The sequence below is a fragment of the Azonexus sp. genome, assembly GCF_030824335.1.
Lineage (GTDB): Bacteria > Pseudomonadota > Gammaproteobacteria > Burkholderiales > Rhodocyclaceae > Azonexus.
This window is the reverse complement of sequence record NZ_JAVBXX010000040.1, coordinates 34,066-56,442: the sequence shown is the minus strand read 5'-3', so window position 1 is coordinate 56,442 and position 22,377 is coordinate 34,066. Positions and strand designations below refer to the sequence as shown.

General features: G+C 61.0%; 24 protein-coding genes. 15 read left to right on the top strand and 9 right to left on the bottom strand.

The annotated features are described in order from the left end of the window. Positions 1-3 precede the first annotated feature (3 nt). The 6 genes from rimO to RCI20_RS16435 form a co-directional block, all read right to left on the bottom strand. Positions 4-1,326, bottom strand: a complete 1,323-nt coding sequence (gene rimO / locus RCI20_RS16460) for a 30S ribosomal protein S12 methylthiotransferase RimO (RefSeq protein ID WP_306607427.1) — start codon at positions 1,324-1,326, stop codon at positions 4-6. Between the two features lie 138 nt (positions 1,327-1,464). Continuing rightward, positions 1,465-2,517, bottom strand: a complete 1,053-nt coding sequence (locus RCI20_RS16455) for a phospholipase A (RefSeq protein ID WP_373691535.1) — start codon at positions 2,515-2,517, stop codon at positions 1,465-1,467. 280 nt (positions 2,518-2,797) lie between these two features. Beyond that, complete coding sequence (locus RCI20_RS16450; protein WP_373691536.1) at positions 2,798-3,526, bottom strand: amino acid ABC transporter ATP-binding protein; 729 nt, start codon at positions 3,524-3,526, stop codon at positions 2,798-2,800. A 34-nt stretch (positions 3,527-3,560) separates the two neighbouring features. After that, positions 3,561-4,670, bottom strand: coding sequence for an amino acid ABC transporter permease (locus RCI20_RS16445; RefSeq protein ID WP_306607421.1), 1,110 nt, complete (start codon positions 4,668-4,670; stop codon positions 3,561-3,563). A 6-nt stretch (positions 4,671-4,676) separates the two neighbouring features. Further along, positions 4,677-5,675: an amino acid ABC transporter permease gene (locus RCI20_RS16440; protein ID WP_306607419.1), complete on the bottom strand. Its 999-nt coding sequence runs from the start codon at positions 5,673-5,675 to the stop codon at positions 4,677-4,679. Positions 5,676-5,687: 12 nt separating this feature from the next. Continuing rightward, complete coding sequence (locus tag RCI20_RS16435; RefSeq protein WP_306607417.1) at positions 5,688-6,707, bottom strand: amino acid ABC transporter substrate-binding protein; 1,020 nt, start codon at positions 6,705-6,707, stop codon at positions 5,688-5,690. A 146-nt stretch (positions 6,708-6,853) separates the two neighbouring features. Between RCI20_RS16435 and RCI20_RS16430 the strand changes: the two genes are divergently transcribed. The 9 genes from RCI20_RS16430 to RCI20_RS16390 all read left to right on the top strand — a co-directional run bounded on the left by RCI20_RS16430 (position 6,854) and on the right by RCI20_RS16390 (position 14,973). Further along, positions 6,854-7,390, top strand: coding sequence for a DUF2478 domain-containing protein (locus RCI20_RS16430; RefSeq protein WP_306607415.1), 537 nt, complete (start codon positions 6,854-6,856; stop codon positions 7,388-7,390). 276 nt (positions 7,391-7,666) lie between these two features. Beyond that, positions 7,667-7,981, top strand: coding sequence for a hypothetical protein (locus RCI20_RS16425; protein WP_306607413.1), 315 nt, complete (start codon positions 7,667-7,669; stop codon positions 7,979-7,981). 44 nt (positions 7,982-8,025) lie between these two features. After that, positions 8,026-10,020, top strand: a complete 1,995-nt coding sequence (locus RCI20_RS16420; RefSeq protein ID WP_306607411.1) for a TonB-dependent siderophore receptor — start codon at positions 8,026-8,028, stop codon at positions 10,018-10,020. Between the two features lie 11 nt (positions 10,021-10,031). Continuing rightward, entirely contained in the window at positions 10,032-10,511 is a 480-nt protein-coding gene (locus RCI20_RS16415) for a twin-arginine translocation signal domain-containing protein (protein WP_306607409.1), read from the top strand. A gap of 41 nt (positions 10,512-10,552) precedes the next feature. Next, positions 10,553-11,311, top strand: coding sequence for an ABC transporter substrate-binding protein (locus RCI20_RS16410; RefSeq protein ID WP_306607408.1), 759 nt, complete (start codon positions 10,553-10,555; stop codon positions 11,309-11,311). Continuing rightward, entirely contained in the window at positions 11,308-12,609 is a 1,302-nt protein-coding gene (locus RCI20_RS16405) for a di-heme oxidoredictase family protein (RefSeq protein WP_306607405.1), read from the top strand. The genes RCI20_RS16410 and RCI20_RS16405 overlap by 4 nt, the downstream gene beginning before the upstream one ends. A 199-nt stretch (positions 12,610-12,808) precedes the next feature. Beyond that, complete coding sequence (locus tag RCI20_RS16400) at positions 12,809-13,576, top strand: ABC transporter ATP-binding protein (protein WP_306607403.1); 768 nt, start codon at positions 12,809-12,811, stop codon at positions 13,574-13,576. Further along, a complete protein-coding gene (modA, locus tag RCI20_RS16395; RefSeq protein ID WP_306607401.1) occupies positions 13,549-14,274 on the top strand; it encodes a molybdate ABC transporter substrate-binding protein in 726 nt (241 codons plus the stop codon). The genes RCI20_RS16400 and modA (RCI20_RS16395) overlap by 28 nt, the downstream gene beginning before the upstream one ends. A 3-nt stretch (positions 14,275-14,277) precedes the next feature. Further along, positions 14,278-14,973, top strand: coding sequence for a molybdenum ABC transporter permease (locus tag RCI20_RS16390; RefSeq protein WP_306607399.1), 696 nt, complete (start codon positions 14,278-14,280; stop codon positions 14,971-14,973). Positions 14,974-15,020: 47 nt separating this feature from the next. On the opposite strand, the gene RCI20_RS16385 is transcribed toward RCI20_RS16390, so the two are convergent. Continuing rightward, positions 15,021-15,449 (bottom strand): molybdopterin-binding protein, encoded by a 429-nt coding sequence (locus RCI20_RS16385; protein WP_306607397.1) that lies wholly within the window; start codon positions 15,447-15,449, stop codon positions 15,021-15,023. 181 nt (positions 15,450-15,630) lie between these two features. Between RCI20_RS16385 and RCI20_RS16380 the strand changes: the two genes are divergently transcribed. Genes RCI20_RS16380 through RCI20_RS16355 form a run of 6 tightly spaced genes read left to right on the top strand, consistent with a single transcriptional unit; the run spans position 15,631 to position 20,259 of the window. Next, entirely contained in the window at positions 15,631-16,449 is an 819-nt protein-coding gene (locus RCI20_RS16380) for a TOBE domain-containing protein (protein WP_306607395.1), read from the top strand. Between the two features lie 22 nt (positions 16,450-16,471). After that, a complete protein-coding gene (gene modA / locus RCI20_RS16375; protein WP_306607393.1) occupies positions 16,472-17,218 on the top strand; it encodes a molybdate ABC transporter substrate-binding protein in 747 nt (248 codons plus the stop codon). A gap of 21 nt (positions 17,219-17,239) precedes the next feature. Continuing rightward, on the top strand, positions 17,240-17,917 hold the full coding sequence (gene modB, locus RCI20_RS16370) for a molybdate ABC transporter permease subunit (protein WP_306607391.1): 678 nt from the start codon (positions 17,240-17,242) through the stop codon (positions 17,915-17,917). 1 nt (position 17,918) lies between these two features. Beyond that, positions 17,919-19,001 (top strand): molybdenum ABC transporter ATP-binding protein, encoded by a 1,083-nt coding sequence (gene modC / locus RCI20_RS16365; RefSeq protein WP_306607389.1) that lies wholly within the window; start codon positions 17,919-17,921, stop codon positions 18,999-19,001. Between the two features lie 4 nt (positions 19,002-19,005). Continuing rightward, the gene (modD, locus tag RCI20_RS16360; protein WP_306607387.1) at positions 19,006-19,836 is read left to right on the top strand and encodes a ModD protein; all 831 of its coding nucleotides are present in this window, start codon (positions 19,006-19,008) and stop codon (positions 19,834-19,836) included. A 30-nt stretch (positions 19,837-19,866) separates the two neighbouring features. Next, the gene (locus RCI20_RS16355) at positions 19,867-20,259 is read left to right on the top strand and encodes a hypothetical protein (RefSeq protein ID WP_306607386.1); all 393 of its coding nucleotides are present in this window, start codon (positions 19,867-19,869) and stop codon (positions 20,257-20,259) included. A 462-nt stretch (positions 20,260-20,721) separates the two neighbouring features. On the opposite strand, the gene RCI20_RS16350 is transcribed toward RCI20_RS16355, so the two are convergent. Both RCI20_RS16350 and RCI20_RS16345 read right to left on the bottom strand, forming a co-directional pair. Continuing rightward, positions 20,722-21,384, bottom strand: coding sequence for a hypothetical protein (locus tag RCI20_RS16350; RefSeq protein ID WP_306607384.1), 663 nt, complete (start codon positions 21,382-21,384; stop codon positions 20,722-20,724). Between the two features lie 319 nt (positions 21,385-21,703). After that, positions 21,704-22,375 carry an SIMPL domain-containing protein gene (locus RCI20_RS16345; protein WP_306607382.1) on the bottom strand — a complete coding sequence of 224 codons (672 nt, stop codon included), beginning with the start codon at positions 22,373-22,375 and terminating at the stop codon, positions 21,704-21,706. Positions 22,376-22,377: the final 2 nt, after the last annotated feature.

Here is a 22,377-nt window from a genome sequence, read left to right as displayed (position 1 = left end):
ACCTTAAATTACTTCTGCATAGAGGTCATGATGGTCGGCATCGATGACCTTGACCTTGAGGAAATCGCCCGGCTGCGCGTCGAAATGGCCATCGAGGTAAACCACGCCGTCGATTTCCGGTGCGTCAGCCTTGGAACGGGCGATGGTGCCTTCTTCGTCCACTTCGTCGACCAGTACGTCGATCACCGAGTCGATCTTGGCCGCCAGCTTGTCGGCGGAGATATCTTCCTGCACCCGCATCAACCAGCTACGGCGGTCTTCGCGCACGCTTTCCGGTGGCAGGCCGGGGATTTCATTGGCTTTGGCGCCGTCGACCGGCGAATAGGCAAACGCCCCGACGCGGTCGAGCTTGGCGTCTTCGAGGAACTGGATCAGTTGATCGAAATCCTCGTCGGTCTCACCGGGGAAGCCGGTGATGAAGGTCGAGCGTATGACGATTTCCGGGCAGATTTCGCGCCACTTGGCGATGCGTTCCAGCGTGTTCTCGGCTGAGGCCGGACGCTTCATCGCCTTGAGGATTTTCGGGCTGGCGTGCTGGAAAGGCACGTCGAGGTAAGGCAGGATCTTGCCTTCGGCCATCAGCGGAATCACGTCGTCCACCGACGGATACGGGTAGACGTAATGCAGGCGGACCCAGATGCCGAAGCTGGCCAGTGCGTCGCACAATTCCTTCAGCCGCGTCTTGACCGGCTTGCCACCCCAGAACTGCGTACGGTATTTGACATCGACACCGTAGGCGCTGGTGTCCTGCGAAATGACCAGGATTTCCTTGACGCCGGCGCGGGCCAGATTCTCGGCTTCAGCCAGCACGTCGCCGACCGGGCGCGAAACCAGCGGGCCGCGCAGCGACGGGATGATGCAGAAGGTGCAACTATGGTTGCAGCCTTCGGAAATTTTCAGGTACGCGAAGTGGTCCGGCGTCAGGCGCACGCCTTGCGGCGGCACCAAGTCAGAATACGGGTCGTGCGGTTTGGGCAGGTGCTGATGCACATGGCCCATCACCTCTTCCATCGCGTGCGGGCCGGTGACGGCGAGCACGGAGGGATGAGTGTTCTGCACGATGTCGCCCTTGGCACCAAGACAGCCGGTGACGATGACCTTGCCGTTTTCGCTGAGTGCTTCGCCGATGGCATCGAGCGATTCTTCGACTGCTGCATCGATAAAGCCACAGGTATTGACGATGACCAGATCGGAGCCATCGTAACTGGGCGATATTTCGTAACCTTCGGCACGCAACCGGGTCAGGATCAGTTCGGCATCGGAGCCAGCCTTCGGGCAACCAAGAGAGACAAATCCAACAGTCGGGGTTTTAGATTTTAAATTCAATCGCTTATCCAATTTCAACAAAAACACTCGAAGCAAACGCACCCCAGGAAAATAGACCAAGGGACAGAATCTCGCATTTTAGCCTGCTCAGCGATTGCAGCAGCAATTGGCATCAATCAGCGCACAGTTTGGCGCCGTTCAAAACTGGAATAAGCTCAGCCCCAAGCCAACACTGCTCTGTCGATGCTTGTAGTCAATCAGCGTTTCACCGTAACCGGTAAAAGCCTGGAAATACCAACGCAAGCCGGCCGGCTGGCTGGCGAATACCGGATAAGTCCAGTCGACTTGCAGCGAACCCCGGCTCATGGATTTGAGCGTGGTTCGCCAGTTCACCGAAACGGTCGAGACACCGGGCACCCACGCCATGTTGACCTCGGCGCGCCCGACGTAATCCGTCAGATTCGGGTTGTCGTCGTCGCTTTGCATTCTCAACCGCTTGTTGGCGCGAAACAGCAGACTGAAATCGCCGCGCTCAAATCCGGCCCCAAGATAAGCCCGGTTCCAGCTTCTCGATGACGGCAGGTTCTGTCCATTCGACTCATGGGCCAAGCCGACCTGGAGCATGCGCAGTTTCCAGTCGAACGGAAGTGCACTCAGCTTTTCCGGTACCGGCACGACGTAAATCGCCTCCGGCTGGTAGTCGGTACTACGAAACGGCGCAGAGCCGCCACGATCCCAGACCTGCCAGAGTGCGCGTTGCGTGTAAGCGAACCAAAGGTCGGCGCCAGGCAGCAACAAATCCTCGGCCACCTTGGCACGCAAGGAGATTTGCAGCTTGGTCTCGATCTTCCGGTAACCGTTCTGATTCGACCCTGCCGGATCGTCCGAACGGCTTGAGGCACGATTCAGACCGGACGTGTAATGGAAAGGCAAGACGTAGTTGGGCTGATAGGTTCGAACGATAAACGCCCCCCGTTTGTCATCCGCCCCCAGTTCCCAGAACTTGGCCATCGGCGACGACAGCACGGCGGTACTGGTGGCTGCAGCGGGCGTGACGGGAACCTGAGCCGCCAGCGGATCACCGGTTTCCAGCAAGGGTTTCGAGTTCATGACCGAGAGCCTGGCCGCAGCGTCGTAGCAGGCGAGCCGCAACTTCTCATCGGGCTCTGCGGCACATTCGATCAATCCATCCGCTGCCTGAGCCTGACCGGCCAGGCAAAGCAGAAAGAGCGCTTTTTCCAAACAATTCATTGGCATCCTAATTGACGTTGCACAGCGTAATGCCCGTTGATTGACGGGGCGCTCAGCAGCGATGCATCAGGATCAACTCAAGATGCGACAACAAAAGCCGAGCGCGCAATACCAAGCAGGCAAAACTTTTTGCATGATGCGCGATTCAAGCCGTCGCTTCTGTGCGCTAGCCCACGCAAGCCGGGCGAGCGCCGGGTTTGCCCCGGTCAGGCCCAAAGGCCGGCAAAAGCGTGATTCCCAGCCAGGCAATCGGCAAATGCCGCGAATGCCTGGAGAGGTTTCAGTGGGCCAGAATCTGGGCGAGGAAGCTTTGCGTTCGCGGATTTTCCGGCGCGGAAAAAATCCGCAGCGGGCTTCCCTGCTCGACGATCTGCCCCTGGTCCATGAAAATGACCCGATCGGCCACGGCCCGGGCAAAGCCCATCTCATGCGTCACACAGAGCATGGTGACCCCGCGCCCGGCCAACTCGACCATTACATCGAGCACTTCCTTGACCATTTCCGGGTCCAGCGCCGAGGTCGGTTCATCGAACAGCAGGATGTCCGGCGCCAGGCACAGGGCGCGGGCAATGGCGACGCGCTGCTGCTGCCCGCCAGACAACTGCAGCGGATATTTGTTCGCCTGTTCGGCAATGCGGACGCGTTCCAGCTGCCCGAGCGCCAGCGACTCGGCCTCGCCCTGCGGCATCTTGCGCACCAGGCGCAGGGCCAGCGTCAGGTTGTCGAGCACGCTCAGATGCGGAAACAGGTTGAATTGCTGAAAAACCATGCCAACCCGCGCCCGCACCTGCTCCAGCACTTTTTCCTGGGGCCGGACCGTGATGCCGGCAACGACCAGTTCGCCTTCATCGTAAGCTTCCAGGCCATTGATGCAACGAATCAAGGTCGATTTCCCGGAGCCGGATGGCCCGCAAATCACCACCCGCTCGCCAGCGGCGATGTCGAGATCGATATTGCGCAAGACCTGGTAATCGTCGAACCATTTATTGAGCGCCTTGAATTGAATGATGGGAGTAGTCATAAAAATCGCTCAGGGCAATAGATCAGAAGCTGCGGTCAGTGCGCAAGCGCAGCGCCAGGCGCTGGCTGTAGCGGGACAGGGAAAAACAGAGCAGCCAGTAAATGGCGGCAACGAACAGGTAAGCCTCGACATAGAATTCGCGCCACTCGACATCGCCGATCAGCGCCAGATTCAGCGCGCCGGTCAATTCGAACAGGCTGACCACGGTGACCAGCGAGGTTTCCTTGATCACACTGATGAAGTTGTTCATCAGTGCCGGCAGCGTGGCGCGGATGGCTTGCGGCAGCACGACATGGATCTGCGTCTGCCAGTAGCTCAGCCCGAGTGCAGCGGCGGCCTCCAGATGACCGCGCGGAATCGACTGCAAACCGCCGCGCAGGACTTCGGCCAGATAGGCGGCAGCGAACAGAACCAGCCCGATCATGACCCGCCACAGCACATCGATGCTGCTGCCGGCCGGCAGGAAAAGCGGCAGCAGGAAAGCCACCAGCAAGAGCACGGAGACCAGCGGCACGGCGCGCACCAGCTCGATAAACCCGCCGCAGGCACGACGAATGACCGGCAATTGCGAACGCCGCCCCAGCGCCAGCAGCACCGCCAGCGGACAAGCGCCGAGTACGGTCACGATGGCCAGCAGCAGGGTCAGCGGCAAACCGCCCCATAAACTGCTGTCGACCACGGTCAAACCTGCCCAGCCACCGCGCAGCAAGGCAAATGCGCCAAATATTGCGGTCAACCCGCCAAAAATCAGGATTTTCCCGGCATTGATCCAGCGGCAGGTGGCAACAATCGCCGCCAGCAACAGCGCGCTGGCGAATACCGCCCGCCATTGTTCGCCGGGCGGGTAACGCCCGAGCAGGATGGCCGGATATTTTTCCGCCACCACACCCCAGCACGCCCCCTCGCCGGCCGCCAAGCGGCAGGCGGCGCTGTCGCTGCGGAAGACCGCCTTGACGATGGCCCAGTCGACCAGCGGCGGCAGACAATAAAGCAGCAGCGCGCCGATCAGCAGGGTCAGGCAAATGCTCAACCGGTCGGCGAACAGGTTGTGACGCAGCCAGCGCCCGATGCCGCGTGCGGGGCGTGGGCGTGGGCGACGGATTTCGCTGTCCAGGGATGGGCTGAGTGCCATGCGACCTCAACTCGCCCAGCGCTGAGCGCGCCGGTTGAACATGCCCATCAGCCCCGAGAGCAGCAAGGAGAGCAGCAGGTAGGTGAGCAGGATCAGCGTGATGCATTCGATTGCCCGGCCACTCTGGTTCAACGAGGTATTGGCAATCGATACCAGATCTGGATAGCCGACGGTAATGGCCAGCGACGACGACTTGATCAAGCTGGAAAACTGGTTGGTCGCCGGCGGAATGATCACCCGCAAAGCCTGCGGCAGGATCACCCGGCGCACAGTCTGGGCATGGCTCAGGCCAAGTGCTGCCGCCGCTTCACGCTGCCCCTTGCCCACCGATTCGAGACCAGCCCGGATCACTTCGGCCAGATAAGCCGAGGTATACAAACTGAGCCCGAGAAACAGCGCCAGGAATTCCGGGGTCAGGCGCGCACCGCCGGCAATGGCAAAACGATGGCGTTGCGGGTAATCAATCTGCCAGTGACCGTCCAGCCATTGCGGCACCGGCAAGGCCAGACCGCTCTTGCTCAAATAGATGTGGCCGAATTGCCAGGCTTCGTCGATGCCGGGCAGCAAGGCCGTGAGCAAGGCATAGCAGGCAAGCAACTGCAGCAAGAGCGGAATATTGCGGAATATTTCGACGTAAGCCGTACAAACACCGCGTACCAGCAGATTGTTCGACAAACGCCCCAGGCCGAGCAAACTGCCGATCAGCATGCTTGCCAGAATGGCCAGTCCGGAAACGCGCAGCGTGTTTTCAATGCCGAGCAAAAAAGCCTGCCAGTAGGCATCGCCGGCCGTGTAGGGAAAAACCCCCTCGCCGATGGCGAAGCCCGCCGGTTGCAGCAAAAAGTCGAAACCGCTGGCAATACCCTTGGCCTGCAGATTGCTCTGGACGTTACCGGCGATATAGAACAGCAAGCCGCCCAGCAAGGCCAGGAGCGCGCCCTGATAGCACAGGTTACGCCAGGAAAATGGCGCTGCGGATGGGCGGCGAGACGATGGCGCAGACATGGGCATCATCGATCAGCGAATGGGCGGCGCGTAGAGCAAGCCGCCATCACGCCACAAGCGATTCAGGCCGCGCGGCAGATTGAGCGGCGAGCCGGCACCGAGATTACGGTCGAAAACTTCCCCGTAATTGCCGACGGCCGCAATCGCCCGCGCCGCCCACTCGCGGTCGAGGCCGATCAACTTGCCGGTATCTTCTTGATGCCCCAGCAGACGCTGGGCACTCGCGCTGCCGTGCACTTTCTGCTGTTCGACGTTGGCTTGCGTGATGCCCTCTTCTTCTGCCGTGATCAGCGCATTGATCACCCATTTGACGATGGCAAACCACTCGTCGTCGCCTCGCCGCACGGCCGGTGACAGCGGTTCCTTGGAAATCAGTTCGGGCAGCACGACATAGTCGCCCGGCGTGCGCGAGGCGCGCTGGATCAGGCTGAGCAGGCTGGTCGCGTCGGTGGTGTAGGACTGGCAACGACCGCTGAGAAAGGCCTTGATCGATGCCTCGAAATTGGCAAAGACCACCGACCGGAATTTCATTTTCCTGGCGCGGAAATAATCGCTCAGGTTTTTCTCGGTCGTCGTCCCGGATTGCACGCAGATATCGGTGTTCTCCAGATCGCGCAGGCTCTGGATACCGGACTTCCGGGCGACCATGAACCCCTGCCCGTCGTAGAAGACGATGCTGGTGAAATGCATCCCCATCGCCGCATCGCGCGTCATCGTCCAGGTCACGTTATGCGACAGGATGTCCACTTCGCCCGACTGCAAGGCGGGAAAAAGCTGCATCTTGTTGAGCGGCACCCACCTGACCTTGCGTGCATCGCCCAAGGTCGCGGCGGCAATCGCCCGGCAGACATCGACATCGATGCCGTGCCACTCGCCCTTGGCATCGGCCACGGAAAAGCCGACCAAAGCCTCGTTGACCCCACAAATCACCTCGCCACGCTGGCGGATGCTGTCCAGCGTTTTCCCGGCCTGAGCCGGCAAGGAGATCAGACTCAGGAACAGCAATCCGGCAGTGACGAGGGTTTTATTCATGAATGGTTTTCAGGGGCGCGACGAATCGGGGCCCATTCTGCAGCAAATTTCCGATTTCGCGTCGAGTCGGTCGCGGGCCAGGCGGCAAAACCACTTTGCGCCAAAGGGCTTTGTGCAGAAGCACTACAAGCGCCTAAAATCACGCCATGTCGCTACCCACCTCAACCGAACCCGACCTGCTGCGCATCGCCGCTGTCGTTCCACCGCCCGGCATCGATGCCGATCAGCCTGTCCGTGAATTCGTTGCCGACTTGCGTGCCCGCGGCATCCGCGTGACCGGGCTGCTGCAGGACACGCGGGAAGAAAACGACAACTGCTTCGTCTGCCTGATCGACATCGAGACTGGCACAAGCTACCCGATCCTGCAGTGCAAAACGGAAGCGGCAAGTGCCTGTGCGCTGGACACGGCAGCGCTGATCGAAACCACCACCGTCATGCGACGCATTGCCGGGAGCGCGGCCGATCTCGTCGTGTTCAACCGTTTCTCCGGCATGGAGGCGGATGGCGACGGCTTTGCCGCGGAAATGCTCGATTTCATGAGCCGGGATATCCCCGTGCTGACCATCGTCCGGGAAAGACACCTGCCGGCCTGGCGGCATTTCACCGGCGGGATGGCTTGTGAACTCCCCCCGGATCTGACTGCACTCAATGCCTGGTTTGCCACAATCGAGCACCTGGCCTGACTGAGACCCAACTGACGCGACAGGCCTGACCGACGCCTGTAAGCCGCCTGTCGACTTTTCGACAACGTTGTATAGTTAACAACACAACGAAACAAAAAACACCCAAAAACCCATTAAAAAGTACTGGCACGTAAGCTGCTAATCACCACCTATCGTTATATACAAACATATATTTTGATCATGGAAAACAGCCGACCTCTCCCTTTGAACAAAGACCAGAAGAACACTGCCGGAAAATTACCCATCTCCGCAGAAGCCACCACAAGCTGGCGCGCAATGTTGCCAGCCAGATGGTGCGATGCGGTTGAGGTTCCACTGTATTTCGAACATCACAAGGAATACGAAATCAACGCCCGGCGCTGCATCGGCTACGACGCCGACGACCAGCCCTGCTTTACCGCACACAACTACACGCAGACCCGGCTCGCTTCCGACGACGACGAGGAGTTTTACGAAGTCGTCGCCTACGCAGAACAACTGGCTGCCTGGCGCATGCGCGACGAACGCTGGCTGATCTTTCGTTCAATCACGGCAAGCCAATGCACGACGGCCCGCGGCTTTTACAGCATCAGCCCGGACATGCCCCGCTAAACCGGACAAACACCGCACATCCAACAACGCTCAGGGAGTTCACCATGCCACAACGCCATCGCCCGCTTCGCTTGAAATTATTGATTGTCCTGCTCGGCAATGCCTTTCTGCAGCACACCGCCAGCGCCACGGAAGGGGCTTTCGAACTGGGAGCAATCCAGGTCAGTGCCAGAAAAACCCAACTGGGCGAGCTTGGCGAGCCGCAGGTTTCCTCTCTGATTACTCAAGAGGAAATGCAGCGCTTCAACCGCAACGATGTCGGCGAAGCCGTGAATTTACTGTCCGGCGTCAGCATCGCCTTCAGCGGTGCGCGCAACGAGAAAACGATCAACATCCGGGGTTTCGATTCCCGGCAGACACCCCTGTTCATCGATGGTATTCCGGTCTATGTCCCCTACGATGGCAACGTCGACATCAGCCGCTTCACGACCGCCGACCTGGCCGCAATCCAGGTGGCCAAGGGTTTCAGTTCAGTTTCTTACGGCCCGAACACGATGGGCGGCGCGATCAACCTGATTTCGCGCAAGCCGCGCAAATCACTGGAGGGCGATGTCAAGTTCGGTTTTGCCGACGGCAAGAAACGCCAGACTTCGGTCAACGTCGGTTCGAACCAGGGCATGTGGTATGCCCAGGCCGGCGCCTCCTACCTGGAAAGCGATTACTTCCGGATGTCTTCGGATTACAAGGCAACAGCCCGTGAAAACGGGGGGCATCGGGACAATGCTTACCGCGAGGACAGGAAATTCTCGCTGAAACTCGGCCTGACCCCCAATGCAAGCGACGAATACGCCATCAGCTACTACAAGCAACAAGGCGAAAAGGGCCAGCCGCCATCGACCGACCCGTCCGTCAGCCGCTTCTGGCAATGGCCGTACTGGGACAAGGAAAGCCTCTACTTCGTCTCTCGCACGGCGCTGGGTGAACACGAAGCCTTGAAGGTACGGCTGTTCCAGGACGAATTCGACAATGAACTGAACATGTTCACCAATGGCAGCTACAGCACGCTGACCAATCCGCTCAGCGGCGTCAGCATCTATCACGACAAGACCTATGGCGGCTCACTGGAATTGTCGTCGACCCGGCTGAAAGACAACGAACTCAAGCTGGTCACTCACTACAAGGTAGACAAGCACGAAGGAAGCAACGCCGTCGGTACGGTGGACGAAGATTTCCGCGACACCCTTGTTTCCATGGCCGTGGAAAACAACCACTGGCTTGCGAGCGACCTGATGCTGTCGCTGGGCATCGCCCATCACAGCCTGAACGCCGACAAGCTCTACAAGAGCGGCACCAGCCTGAGCAAACCGGACAAAATGTCGGCGACCAACGGCCAGGCCGGGATTTACTACGACTTCCGCGACAACGTCCGCTTCTACGCAAGCGTTGCCCAGAAAACCCGCCTGCCGACGCTGAAAGACCGCTTCTCGCTGCGCTTCACGACCTACATCGAGAACCCGAACCTGCAACCGGAAGAGTCGCTCAATTACGAGATCGGCTATCAAGGTAGCCCATGGCATGGTGCCAAGGCTGAGGCCGCCATCTTCCACAACAAGATCAAGGACAAGATCCAGACCTTCTATCGTCCCGGTTCATCCAGTTGCACGGCAAGCAGCCGCTGCCAGATGCAGAACGTCGGCGAAGCCCGCGCCACCGGGCTTGAACTCGGCCTGCAAACGCCCGTCCTGGGCTGGCTCGATATCGGCGGCAACGTCACCTGGACCGACATGAAGAACGTCAGCGATCCAGATACGCGACTGACCGACATACCGCGCCAGAAAATCGCGGCTTACGCCGTTGTCCGGCCCCTTGCCCGGCTGGAAATCATTCCTTTCATCGAGTCCGAAAGCCATCGCTGGGCATCGAATACGGTGCGCATCGGCCGGCACACCACACTAAACCTGAAGGCGGCCTACCACCCAACGAAGGCGCTAACCCTGGAAGCTGGCGTCAATAACGTGGGCGACAGCAATTACGCGCTGTCCAACGGCTTCCCGAATCCGGGCCGGACCTGGTTTACCAACGTCAGCTACCGCTTCTGAGGCAATCCACCATGAAAAGCACCTCGAGTCGCCGACACTTCCTGAAATCCGGCGCCGCACTTGCCCTTGCCGCGAGCATCGGCCGCCCGGCCGGTGCCGTACCGCAAACCGTCAATGTCCTGACCAGCTACGCCGACGAATTCGTCGGGCGAATCGAGGCAGCTTTCGAAAAGGCCCACCCGGAGTACCGCCTGCGCATCCTCTGGCGCATGCCCAGAGATGCCGCCGCCTTCCTTCAGCAACCCGGTCACGGCGGCGCCGATGTTTATTGGTCGGCCTCGCCGCGCACCTTTGCACGACTCGCCGACGAAGGAATCTGGCGCAAATTGCCGGTTGACCGCAAAAATCTGCCAACACACATCGGCAAGACCGCCCTGGGCGATGCTGCCGGTTACTACACGGCCAGTGAAGTCGCCGGCTTCGGCTTTGCCGTCTCGCCAAACGCCCTGGCCGCTCGGGGCATAGCCCGGCTGCGCGACTGGCCGGCCTGATCGCCCTGCCAGTACCGGCGCGCGTCGGCTTCGCGCCGCCCTTGATCGACATTGTCCTGCAAGCCTGGGGCTGGGAGCGCGGCTGGGCGCTGTGGAGCGAAATCGCCGCCAATGCCGTCCTGATTGACCGTGGCTCGACCTTCGTGACCGATGAAATCGTCGCCGGCCGTAGCGCCGTCGGCATCTCGATCGATTTTTTTGTCAATTCGGCGATAGCCAACGGCGCATCGCTGGATTTCATTTATCCGGCGCACACCGGCCTGAACCCGGCACATATCGCGGTCACCCGCGACAGCGGCAATCCGGCCGGCGCCGCCGCTTTTGCCGGCTTCATCCTGTCTCCGGCCGGGCAAAGCCTGCTCACCCATCCCGACATCCGCCGCTTGCCGGTTCGCCCCGATGTCTACAACGAACTGCCAGGCAAGCAATACAACCCATTCGCCGCAGCCGCTAACGGTGGCCTGCAATTCGACAGCGATACTGCCCGGCCACGCCTCGCAACGCTGGCCGCCGTTTTCCAGCAAATGCTGGTCGAACCGCACGACGAACTGCGCGAGTTGTGGCAACGCGTCCGCCAAGCCGAAGCCGCCGGCCAGCCGACCGGCACGATCCGTGAGCTGCTGACGCGCCCGCCGCTCGACGAGGCCGCCGCCAACTCGCCCGAACTGCAGCGCCTGATCGGCCTGCGCCTCGAAGGTGGCCGCGAGGCAGCGCTGACCCACGCCGAACTCACCTGGCGCGACCGGTGCACGCAACAGCGCCGGCAAGCCGCGCAACTACTAGGAGCACTCAAGGCATGAAAATCCGTCTCCTGCTCGCCGGCGCACTGCTGCTCGCCGCCCTGCCCGGTTTTGCCGAGCCAAGCACGGTCGACCGCGATATCCTGACCCGCCCCTTGCCCGGTTTGAATGACGAGGAATTGCAACGTTTCCTGCGCGGCCGCAGCCTGTTCCGCCAAAGCTGGGTCATCGCGCCGGCCAGCGATACCGAGGTTGACGGCCTGGGCCCGCTGTACAACCGCATTGCCTGCATCTCCTGCCATCCCAGGAACGGGCGCGGCGGCGCCCCGTCAGGTCCACAGGAACGCATGCAATCGATGCTGGTGCGCCTGTCGGTGCCCGGATCGCCACCGCGTCCGCACCCGGTATATGGCGACCAACTCAACGAGGAAGGCATCCCCGGCGTTGCCGGCGAAGGGCGCGCCGAAGTCCACTGGCAGACGCAAAACATGACGCTGGCCGACGGCCATGTCGTCGAACTGCGCATTCCCGAACTGCGTTTCGTCGAGCTGGCCTATGGGAATATCGGGCCGGTGCTGGTGTCGCCGCGCGTCGGCCCGCATGTTGCCGGCCTCGGCCTGCTTAATGCGGTCGATGCGCGGACGCTCGCTGCGCTGGCCCGCGAGCCGAAAACGGACGGCGTGACCGGCCAGGTCAATCGCCTCGGCCGCCAGCGCCTGGCCGGCCGTTTCGGCCTCAAGGCCAATACCGCCGACCTGCGTGGCCAGATCGCCGGCGCCTTCCACGGCGACATGAGCATCACCTCGCCGCTCTTCCCCAGGGAAAACTGCACACCGGCGCAGCCCGCCTGCCGCAAGGCGCCCAACGGCGGCCAGCCGGAACTGAGCGCCGGGCAACTTGACGACATCACCTTCTACGTCGCCCACCTGGCCCCGCCGCCCCGCCGCAATACCGAGGTGCCCGAGGTCAAGCGCGGCGAAACCTTGTTCACTGCGTTTGGCTGCGCCGCCTGTCACCGGCCGACGCTGCACACCGGCAAAAGCCCGCATCGCCTGCTCGACCGGCGCCCATTCTCGCCTTACACCGACTTGCTGCTGCACGACATGGGCCCGGCCCTGGCCGACAATCGCCCCGACCACGCCGCTTCCGGCCGGCAATGGCGGACAGCACCGCTGTGGGGTATCGGCATGCTCGCGGCGATCAATGAAAACGTCGGCTTCCTGCACGATGGCCGGGCGCGCACGATCGAAGAAGCCATTCTCTGGCACGGCGGCGAAGGCGAAGCGGCCAGGCGGCGCTACAGCGAAGCCGATGCAGCCACCCGCCGCGACCTGATCGAATTCCTGAATTCCCTCTGATCCCTCAAGAAAGGAAAGACTATGTGCAACAAAGCGCCGCAGACCGAAGCCCCGGCCTCCGAAATATCCCTTGGCGCCGCCATGGCGCACGGTTGTTGTGGGGGTTTCTGGGCGCCACAGCCAAAAGCAGTGCTTATCCCGATCGATACGCTCCGCCACGACTGCCGGGGTGACTGCGCGAAACCCAAAGACACTGGCGATGACACACCGCAAGCCTGAAGCCACGACAGCCCCGCTGTTCTCGTTCAGCCTGCGCAAACCACTGGCCTTTGCCGCCGGCGAGTCGCTGCTCGACATCCGCCTCAGCCTGACATCAGGTCAGTGGCTGGCGCTGCAAGGCTCTTCCGGCGCCGGCAAAACAACCTTGCTGCGCCTGCTCGCCGGTCTCGACAGCCCATCTGTCGGGCACATCCGTTTTGGCGATGAAGTCTGGCTGAACACCGAAACGAGCCAGCAGGTACCGACCTGCCAGCGGCAGATCGGCCTGGTTTTCCAGGAACATGCGCTGTTCCCGCACATGAACGCCCGCCGCCAGATCGATTTCGCCCGCCGGCCGGATCAGCCGGCGCCACCGACTGACGAGTTGCTGGCGCTGGTCGGCCTGGAGCAACTCGCCGACCGCTATCCGTCCGAACTCTCCGGCGGTCAGAAGCAACGTCTGGCGCTGGCCCGGACGCTGGCCTCGTCGCCGCGAGTGCTGCTGCTCGACGAGCCGCTGTCGGCCCTTGACCCGGAACTGCGCCGTGCCATGCAGGCGCTGCTGCAGCGCATCCGCGAAGCCGGCCTGGTCGATTGCGCGATCCTCGTCACTCACGATCTGGCCGAGGCCCACCAGCTTGCCGACCGCATTGTCCGCATCCAGCACGGACGCATCCACGCCGACCGCCCGGCCGGCGCCTCCTTTCTTCGCTTGCCCCTGCCACTCACCAAGGAACCCTCATGCCATTCCTCCGCCGCCTGTTTCTGATCCTCAGCCTGTGTGCCGCCCTGCCGGCTTTCGCCGACACCTTGCTGATCGCTGCCGGCGCCGGCTACAAGCGCCCGGTCGCCGAACTGAGCGCCGCCTTTGAAAAACAATCCGGCATCCACGTCGAACAGATCTACGGCAACATGGGCAACATCGTCGCCCAGGTCAAACAGAGCGGGGAAATCGCCGTTGTTTTCGGCGATCACGCCTTCCTGTCCAGGGTCGAAGGCATCGACTTCGCCAGCTACCTGGCGCTTGGCGCCGGCCGTCTGGTCATCGCCTGGCCGGCCGGTGGCAAACTTGCCGAGCCGGACGAACTGGCCGACAGTCGCTTCGCTCGCATTGCCGTACCCAACCCGAAAGCTGCCATCTACGGCATCGCCGCCAGCGAATTCCTCGCCAGCAGCAATCTCGACGCCCGGATCAAGGATCGCCTGCAGGTCGTTGCCACCGTGCCGCAGGTTTCCGCCTACCTGATCAGCGGCGAAGTCGACGCCGGCTTCATCAATCTCACCGAAGCGCTCGCCATCGCGCCGAAGATCGGCGGCTACCGGGAAATCGATGCCAAGCTGTACGCCCCGATCCGCATTGTCGGCGGCGTGCTCCGGCCGCAGGCCGAGAAAACCTCGGTGCCGGCGCTGGGCCGCTTCCTGGAAAGTCCGGAAGCCCGCGCCATTCTCGCCAAGCACGGTCTCTGACACTTGTCGTCGCTGCTCAACCTGCTGGCCAGCGCCGACGCCCGGCAGATGCTGTGGCTGACCGCCCAGGTCGCCTTCGCCAGCACGCTGCTGCACGGGGTTTTCGGCCTGGCTATCGGCTACGCATTGTCGCGCCCCGGCTGGCGTGGGCGCGCTGCACTCGACATCGCGGTGACATTGCCGCTGGTCTTTCCGCCGATGGCCACCGGCTTCCTGCTGCTGATGATTTTCGGCCGGCGCGGGCCGCTCGGCGAACCCTTGCGCGACACCTTCGGCATCGAGCTGGTGTTCTCGTTTTCCGGCCTGGTCTTTGCCGCATTCATCGCCGGCCTGCCGCTGGTCGTCAAACCGGTGCAGTCGGCTTTCGAGAACATGCCGAAAATTCTCGCCGAAGCTGCCCGTGCGCTCGGCAAGACGGAGTTGCAGATTTTCTGGCACATCCTGCTGCCGAACATCCGTAACGCACTGATCGGCGGCCTGGTCCTCGCCCTCGGCCGTTCGCTCGGCGAAGTCGGCATCACGCTGATGCTCGGCGGCAATATCGAAGGGCGTACGGTCACCGCTTCGCTCGACATCTACAACGCGGTCATTACCGGCGACTTCGAACGCGCCGCCGCGGTTTCCATCCTGCTCGGCCTGATCACCACCGGCCTGTTCGTGCTGCTGCGCCGGCAAGCCCGGGCGCCGCTGGGATGGTGAACGAAAAACAGCGGCCCGCAAGCCGCTGCTTCAGATTTTTGACAAACTCAAGCGGGGACGCCGAGGATGACGTGGCTGGCCTTGATCAGCGCTGTGGCTTCCGCACCTTCCTTCAATCCCAGCTCCATGACTGCTTCATTCGTCACCACGGCATAAACGGTAGTACCGCCGGGCAAAAGTACGCCCACTTCGGTGTTGACCGCACCTTTATGCACAACGCTGACTTTTCCGGTCAGCTGGTTGCGAGCCGAAAAATGCACTTCCTTCGCTCCAGACAACAGCATGACCCACGGCGCCTTGACGTAGGCAATGGCATCCTTGCCAACAGCCAGACCGAGCGACTGGACACTGCCTTCTGTCACGATTGCGACAATTTTGTCGCCCCCCGACAAGCTGAGCTCAACCTCGGCATTGACGGCTCCGCCAGTCAAGGCAGTAATTTTTCCTGCAAACACATTGCGTGCACTGACATTCATGGTGCTCTCCTTGATTTGAAATTTGCTGGCCCGATTTTCGCTATATACAAAACTAACCAACGAAAGATTGTCGGACTGGTGACAATGTAACCAGAGCCAATAGCAACACACAACCATAGCGCTAGAGATTTTTCCGGTAATATCGCCAACGTTATATACAACAATGCATCACGGAACCAGCATGGATCAAACACTTCCCCGCTTGCGCAGCAAACTTGAAGTTGACGGTGAATTCGGCACCTTCCTCGGCGACACCCGCATCCGCCTGCTTGAAGCCATCGATCAACACGGCTCGATCTCGCAGGCAGCAAAGGCTGTGCCATTGTCGTACAAGGCCGCCTGGGATGCCGTCGATGCAATGAACAACCTGGCCGAGCAGCCGCTGGTGCTGCGCTCGACCGGCGGCAAACACGGCGGCGGCACGCTGCTGACCGACTACGGACGCAAGGTGATCGCCCTCTACCGCGCGCTGGAAGCCGAATACCAGGCCGCACTGGATCGCCTGACGGCGAGCATGAACGACGGCCAGGCGAGCGATTTCCAGCAGTTCAGCCGACTGCTCAAGCGCATGTCGATGAAGACCAGTGCGCGCAACCAGTTCGCCGGACCGATCGTCGGCCTGCGCGAAGGTCATGTCGATTTCGAGGTCCGCATCAAGCTCGATGACGACAATGAAATCGTTGCCGTGATTACCGGCGACTCGGCGGAAAACCTCGGCCTGCAAATCGGCATGGAGATCAACGCACTGGTCAAATCGTCATCGGTGCTGCTACTCAACGACAACTCGGTCAAAACCAGTGCCCGCAATCATTTGTGGGGCGAGATCACGCGCATTCACGACGGCCCGGTGAATTGCGAAGTCACCTTGGCCATGAAAAACGGCAAATCGGTGTGCGCTGTGGTTACCCACGAGAGCGTCGAAAAACTCGGCCTGGCCGTCGGCGAACAGGCCTGTGCCGTATTCAAGGCTTCATCCGTCATTCTTTGCAAATACGCCTAACCCGAACCTCAGGAGAATCATCATGAAACGCTTGTCAGCCCTGCTCCTCAGCCTTCTCGCCACCAGCGGCCTGCACGCCGGCGAAGTCCAGGTCGCCATCGCCGCTAATTTCACTGCGCCGATGCAGCAAATTGCTAGCGAATTCGAGAAGGAGACTGGCCACAAGGCCGTGCTGTCTTTCGGCGCCACCGGCAAGTTCTACGCCCAGATCGTCAACGGCGCGCCGTTCGAGGTTTTCCTCGCCGCTGACGACACGACGCCGAGCAGACTGGAAAAAGAAGGCCACGCCGTGCCCGGCAGCCGCTTCACTTACGCCGTCGGCAAACTGGTGCTGTGGTCGGCGAAACCGGATTTCGTCGATGCCAAGGGTGAGGTGCTGAAGGGCGGAAAATTCAACAAGCTATCCATCGCCAACCCAAAAACTGCCCCCTACGGCGCAGCGGCCATCGAAACACTGACCAAGCTGAAACTGCTCGACGCCGTGCAACCCAAGTTCGTCCAGGGCGAAAATATTTCGCAGACGCTGCAATTCGTCCACACCGGCAACGCCGACCTCGGCTTCGTCGCGCTGTCACAGGTATTCAAGGATGGCAAACTGAACAGCGGCTCGGCCTGGATCGTCCCCGGCGAATTCCACGAACCGATCTACCAGGATGCCGCCATTCTTGCCAAGGGCAAGGACAATCCGGCAGCCAGCGCACTGCTTGCTTACTTGAAGGGTGACAAGGCGAAAGCTGTGATCCAGTCCTTCGGTTACGATCTGCGCTGACTCAACCCAAGCCCGAGCACCATGCTGACCGATAGCGACCTGCAAGCCATCTGGCTGACCATCCGACTGGCCGGAATCACCACACTGATCCTGCTGCTGATCGGCACCCCCATTGCCTGGTGGCTGGCGCGCAGCCGGGCCTGGTGGAAAGGCCCGGTCGGCGCCGTCGTTGCGCTGCCGCTGGTGCTGCCGCCGTCGGTGCTCGGTTTCTACCTGCTGCTGGCGATGGGGCCGAATGGCCCGTTCGGCCAGCTCACCCAATGGCTTGGCCTGGGCACGCTGCCGTTCACTTTCTGGGGGCTGGTCATCGCTTCCTCGTTCTATTCGCTGCCCTTCATGGTGCAGCCGCTGCAGAACGCCTTCGAGGGCATCGGCGAGCGGCCGCTGGAAGTTGCCGCGACCTTGCGCGCTTCTCCGGTCGACACCTTTTTCTCAGTGGTTTTGCCGCTGGCCAAACCGGGCTTCGTCACCGCCGGCATCCTGACCTTTGCCCACACCGTTGGCGAATTCGGTGTCGTGTTGATGATCGGCGGCAACATCCCCGGCGTCACCCGCGTCGCCTCGGTGCAGATCTACGACCACGTCGAAGCGATGGAATACGCCGATGCGCACCGGCTGGCGGCGGTGATGCTGGTCTTCTCCTTCTGCGTTCTGCTGGCGATGTACACGCGGCGCAGCAACACCCGAAAGGCGGCCTGACATGGACAACATTGAAGCCCGCATTGAGGCCAAATTCAAACTCGACTGGCCCGGTTTCACACTCGATGTCGACCTGAACCTGCCCGGCCGCGGCGTCACCGCTTTGTTCGGCCATTCCGGCTCGGGCAAAACCTCGCTGCTGCGCTGCATTGCCGGCCTGGAAAGGGCGTCCTGCGGTCGACTCGTGTTCAAGGGCAAAATCTGGCAGGACGAAACCATCTGGCTGCCGACGCATCGCCGGCCGATCGGCTACGTCTTCCAGGAAGCCAGCCTGTTCCCGCACCTGTCGATTCTCGGCAATTTGCGTTACGGCCAGAAACGCAGCGACGGCGCCGGGCGCGTCGGCCTCGATGCGGCCATCGAACTGCTCGGCATTGGCCACCTGCTGGAACGCAAGCCGGATACGCTGTCCGGCGGTGAACGTCAGCGCGTCGGCATCGCCCGGGCGCTGGCCGTCGGCCCGGAAATCCTGCTGATGGACGAACCGCTGGCGGCGCTCGACCTGAAGCGCAAGCAGGAAATCCTGCCCTATCTGGAACGCCTGCACGACGAACTCGACATTCCGGTCATCTATGTCAGCCATTCGCCGGACGAAGTCGCCCGGCTGGCCGACCATATCGTTGCCATGGACGGCGGCCGCGCCGTCGCTGCCGGCCCGCTCGGCGAAACACTGGCCCGCCTCGACCTGCCGATCAGGCTCGGCGAGGATGTCGGCGTCGTACTCGATGCAACGGTCGGCGAAATCGACGCCGAATGGCATCTGGCGCGCGTCGATTTCGCCGGCGGCAGCTTGTGGACGCGCGACCATGCGGTGCCGGTCGGCAAGCACGTCCGGGTCCGCGTACTCGCCCGCGACGTCAGCCTGGCGCTGGACGAACCGGGCATGAGCAGCATCCAGAACTGTCTCGGTGGCTGCGTCGAAAGCGTCGCCGCCGACGATCACCCCGGCCTGCTGCTGGTCCGCGTGCAAGTCGGGGCAAGCCTGCTGGTCGCCCGCCTGACCCGCCGTTCGGCGGCCCAGCTCGGCATCGCACCGGGCCTGCCGGTCAAGGTCCAGGTCAAGTCCGTCGCCCTGATGGAATGAGCCGATGAATCCCTACACGCTGCCTGACCACGAACTCGAACGCCTGCTCGGTGAAGATGCCCCGGCCGGCGATGCAACGACTTTCGCACTCGACATCGGCGAATGTTGCGGTCGACTCGATTTTCGCGCCCGTTTTGCCATGGTCGTCTGCGGCAGCGAGGAAGCCCGGCGCCTGGGCGAACTGCGCGGCCTCGTGCCGACCGGCCCGTTTGCCGCCAGCGGCACGAAGCTGCAGCCGGGTGAAACAATCCTGTCCCTGACCGGCGAGGCGGCCGCGCTTCATATCGTCTGGAAAACCGCGCAGACCTTGATGGAATACCTGTCCGGCATCGCCACGGCGACCGCCGACATCGTTGCCGCCGCCCGCAGCGGCAACCCGGACTGCGCCGTCGTGTGCACGCGCAAGAACTTCCCCGGCACCAAGGCGGCGACGGTCAAGGCCGTACTTGCCGGCGGCGCCAGCCCGCACCGGCTGAGCCTGTCGGAAACGCTGCTGGTCTTCGCCGAACATCGCGCCTTCCTCGCCGAAACACCCGCGGCAACGCTCGCCCGCCTGCGCCGTCGCTGGCCGGAACGCGCCATCGTCGTCGAAGTCAGCGATGAAACCGAGGCGCTGGACTGGGCCGGCGCCGACATCCTGCAACTGGAAAAATGGCCAATTGATGCGGTCGACCGCATCAAACAGCAAATTCCGGGCACGCGACTTGCTGCAGCCGGTGGTATCAACGCCACCAACGCCGCGGCCTACGCCCGTGCCGGTGCCAGCATCCTGGTCACCAGCGCGCCGTATTTCACCAGCCCACGCGACGTGGCGGTCACCCTTTCAGCCCGTTAGGAGCCTGTCGGCTTTACGACAAACCCTGCCATGAAAATCGCCATCGCCACCAAGGATTACACCGCCGTCAGCGGCCATGCCGGCCAGTGCCGGCACTGGCTGGTCTACGATCTCTCTGCCCATCGCTCGAACCAGTTGCTGCCGGCACCGCTGCGCGTCGATCTGGACAAGGACGAAGTCCTGCATGTGTTCGAGGACGACCGGCCGCATCCGCTCGACGGCATTGCGATTGCCGTCTGCGCCAGCGCAGGCGATGGTTTCATCCGACACATGCGCAAAAGAGGCTGCGATGTGCTGTTGACCGGAGAAAGCGATCCGGCACAGGCGATCACCCGCATCCTGGCCGGCGAAGCGCTACCCGACCCGCGCTTCGACATCACCACCTCGCTGTGCAAGTTGCGCGACCTGTTTTCGCGCCACTGATTAAGGGGGTGAGCGTAAGCATTAAGCGGGCACCAACTGCGGTTTTCCAGGTTTAATCAGCCAGTTCGATCTGACCGAAAAATGGGCAATTTTGGCGGTCAACCGCAGCAAACATGAAAAAACCCTCAGCGGGAAGTCTTAAACGGTGTCTGACCCCGTTACGATTTTTGCGGTCGACCGCAGAATTTTGGCATTTTTGCCGGGCGTGATGATGTGTCGTGCTGTATCCGATAGTGGGTTTAATTCGACCCTGGCCCCTTTGATTTGCACTCTTTCGCTCCCGCCGCCAATACCGGCCAAAACTGCACAAATCCACCGGCATCGGCTTGAACGGTTTGGCCGGTGAGTGTTGGCTGCTCTGGAACTGGCGCATCGCTTGCACGTTGATCTAACTCGTCATGCAGTAAGCGTGGTTGCCGCCATAACGCGCAGAAAGCTGCTCCTCATCTCACAGGCACAGGATTAACATTGAAAAAACAAAACCTTTATTACAAGCGCTATTGCGACAACCCCCAAAACCAATGGCAACAAAAAATCCAAAAATAGCCATCTACAGTTTTGAGCCTTGTAAAACATCTTGAACCAATTATCAAAACGCCATAGTGAATCAGAAATACGTTCGCTTTCCAGGATATTTTTAATACTGCTCAAAGACTGGGAAATATCGTTGATCTTGATGCTTGACTCATCAGTGGATGACGATCTGATTTTATCGATATCAAGATGGACAACATCTTTAAGATAAGCGTACAACGTGGTTTGCCTAACCTTTTCAGACGGGTCCTTACTGGAAATCTTTATTCCGCCGCCACCCCAGCCGCCGGTATCCAAGGCAGTCTGCCTAATCCTCCACTCCAGAATGCTTTCCCAAGATATCCAAAGAAAATGCACTATTTGATAGGAGAGCAAGAACAGCACAATAAGAAGCACATGTTCTGTTGTGAGTCCATCGAGACGAATCCCTAAAATGGATGATTCATCCCCGATTTTTACTTCAGACCATATAAGAAAGATTGTAGAAAAAGCCACAAAAAACAGCTGCGCCCGGATGATCCGTGCATGGGAGTCATGCGCCAGAAACACTGGATGCTCCATCAGTTTTTTCAGTTTTTCTTCATCATGCATTGGCTAGTCTCTCAAGAATCAAAGGGGCCAGGGTCATTTGTCGAGGGTCATTTTTCGATAAGCGACCAGCTTTACACCCCAGAAGGCGTCAAAGCATACACCTCGAAAATTTTAATGCCTAACGGATAAAAGACGCACGACGTCATACTCGGAAAAAAATACCAGAATTCCGCGGTCGACCGCAAAAATGCCTCATTTTCATTCCCAGCGACAGTCGCCACACCGGACGCTCGGGTTCCCATGGAAGGCTGAGCAACGCAGGAAGGCCTGGCGAAGCAAGAAAAAGCAAGGCGCGCCTCAGCACGAAACCCCAAGCAAATCAGTCAGCCAGTTCGATCTGGCCGCTGACCGTCGTCGTCAGCAGGCTCTCACCCGCTTCCAGCGGTGCCGGCGCAGCTTCCGCCATCATCACCTTGGCGCTGCGAAAAACCGGCATCGGCATCGCGCCCCCCTGCTGGTTCACCGACAAATGCTTGATCGTCCAGCGCTTGCCCAGCGCATCGGCGATCACTGCGGCACGACTCTGGAAAGCCCGAATCGCATCGCGCGTCGCCTCGTCTTCAACCTGCCGGCGGGTTTCCGGCGACGGCATCTGGCTGACGTTGGCCACCGCCAGGCGCCGTTGCTGCAACTCGCCGAGCAGATCGGACACGGCGCCAAGATCGCGTGATTCAAGCACCAGTTCGCTGCGCATGCGCCAGCTTTCGATTTTCTGGTCGCGTCCGTACATCGGGTAAGTGGATTGATTGCCGCTCTTCACCGAAACCCCGGCCTTGCCGCGAATCAGCTTCAGTGCCTCGGCGATTTCCTGATTGACCCGGCGCGCCAGATCGGCCGGGCTGCTGCCCTGCGCCTCGCTATACACGACGGCGCGAACCTGATCGTTGGCAGCCGGCCGAGCTGCCTCGGCGGCCAGATCGATGGTCGTCGCGGCATGCCCGGCACTCGCCAGAAGGCTGAACGAGAGAAGCAGAAGGGGTAGCTTTTTCATGG

Bases quoted from the DNA above. Each gene is read 5' to 3' on its own strand.
- RCI20_RS16455 (WP_373691535.1), bottom strand. From the start codon at position 2,517: ATGAATTGTTTGGAAAAAGCGCTCTTTCTGCTTTGCCTGGCCGGTCAG.
- RCI20_RS16445 (WP_306607421.1), bottom strand. From the start codon at position 4,670: ATGGCACTCAGCCCATCCCTGGACAGCGAAATCCGTCGCCCACGCCCA.
- RCI20_RS16440 (WP_306607419.1), bottom strand. From the start codon at position 5,675: ATGTCTGCGCCATCGTCTCGCCGCCCATCCGCAGCGCCATTTTCCTGG.
- RCI20_RS16435 (WP_306607417.1), bottom strand. From the start codon at position 6,707: ATGAATAAAACCCTCGTCACTGCCGGATTGCTGTTCCTGAGTCTGATC.
- RCI20_RS16430 (WP_306607415.1), top strand. From the start codon at position 6,854: ATGTCGCTACCCACCTCAACCGAACCCGACCTGCTGCGCATCGCCGCT.
- RCI20_RS16425 (WP_306607413.1), top strand. From the start codon at position 7,667: ATGTTGCCAGCCAGATGGTGCGATGCGGTTGAGGTTCCACTGTATTTC.
- RCI20_RS16420 (WP_306607411.1), top strand. From the start codon at position 8,026: ATGCCACAACGCCATCGCCCGCTTCGCTTGAAATTATTGATTGTCCTG.
- RCI20_RS16415 (WP_306607409.1), top strand. From the start codon at position 10,032: ATGAAAAGCACCTCGAGTCGCCGACACTTCCTGAAATCCGGCGCCGCA.
- RCI20_RS16405 (WP_306607405.1), top strand. From the start codon at position 11,308: ATGAAAATCCGTCTCCTGCTCGCCGGCGCACTGCTGCTCGCCGCCCTG.
- RCI20_RS16400 (WP_306607403.1), top strand. From the start codon at position 12,809: ATGACACACCGCAAGCCTGAAGCCACGACAGCCCCGCTGTTCTCGTTC.
- modA (WP_306607401.1), top strand. From the start codon at position 13,549: ATGCCATTCCTCCGCCGCCTGTTTCTGATCCTCAGCCTGTGTGCCGCC.
- RCI20_RS16385 (WP_306607397.1), bottom strand. From the start codon at position 15,449: ATGAATGTCAGTGCACGCAATGTGTTTGCAGGAAAAATTACTGCCTTG.
- RCI20_RS16380 (WP_306607395.1), top strand. From the start codon at position 15,631: ATGGATCAAACACTTCCCCGCTTGCGCAGCAAACTTGAAGTTGACGGT.
- modA (WP_306607393.1), top strand. From the start codon at position 16,472: ATGAAACGCTTGTCAGCCCTGCTCCTCAGCCTTCTCGCCACCAGCGGC.
- modB (WP_306607391.1), top strand. From the start codon at position 17,240: ATGCTGACCGATAGCGACCTGCAAGCCATCTGGCTGACCATCCGACTG.
- modC (WP_306607389.1), top strand. From the start codon at position 17,919: ATGGACAACATTGAAGCCCGCATTGAGGCCAAATTCAAACTCGACTGG.
- modD (WP_306607387.1), top strand. From the start codon at position 19,006: ATGAATCCCTACACGCTGCCTGACCACGAACTCGAACGCCTGCTCGGT.
- RCI20_RS16355 (WP_306607386.1), top strand. From the start codon at position 19,867: ATGAAAATCGCCATCGCCACCAAGGATTACACCGCCGTCAGCGGCCAT.
- RCI20_RS16350 (WP_306607384.1), bottom strand. From the start codon at position 21,384: ATGCATGATGAAGAAAAACTGAAAAAACTGATGGAGCATCCAGTGTTT.
- RCI20_RS16345 (WP_306607382.1), bottom strand. From the start codon at position 22,375: ATGAAAAAGCTACCCCTTCTGCTTCTCTCGTTCAGCCTTCTGGCGAGT.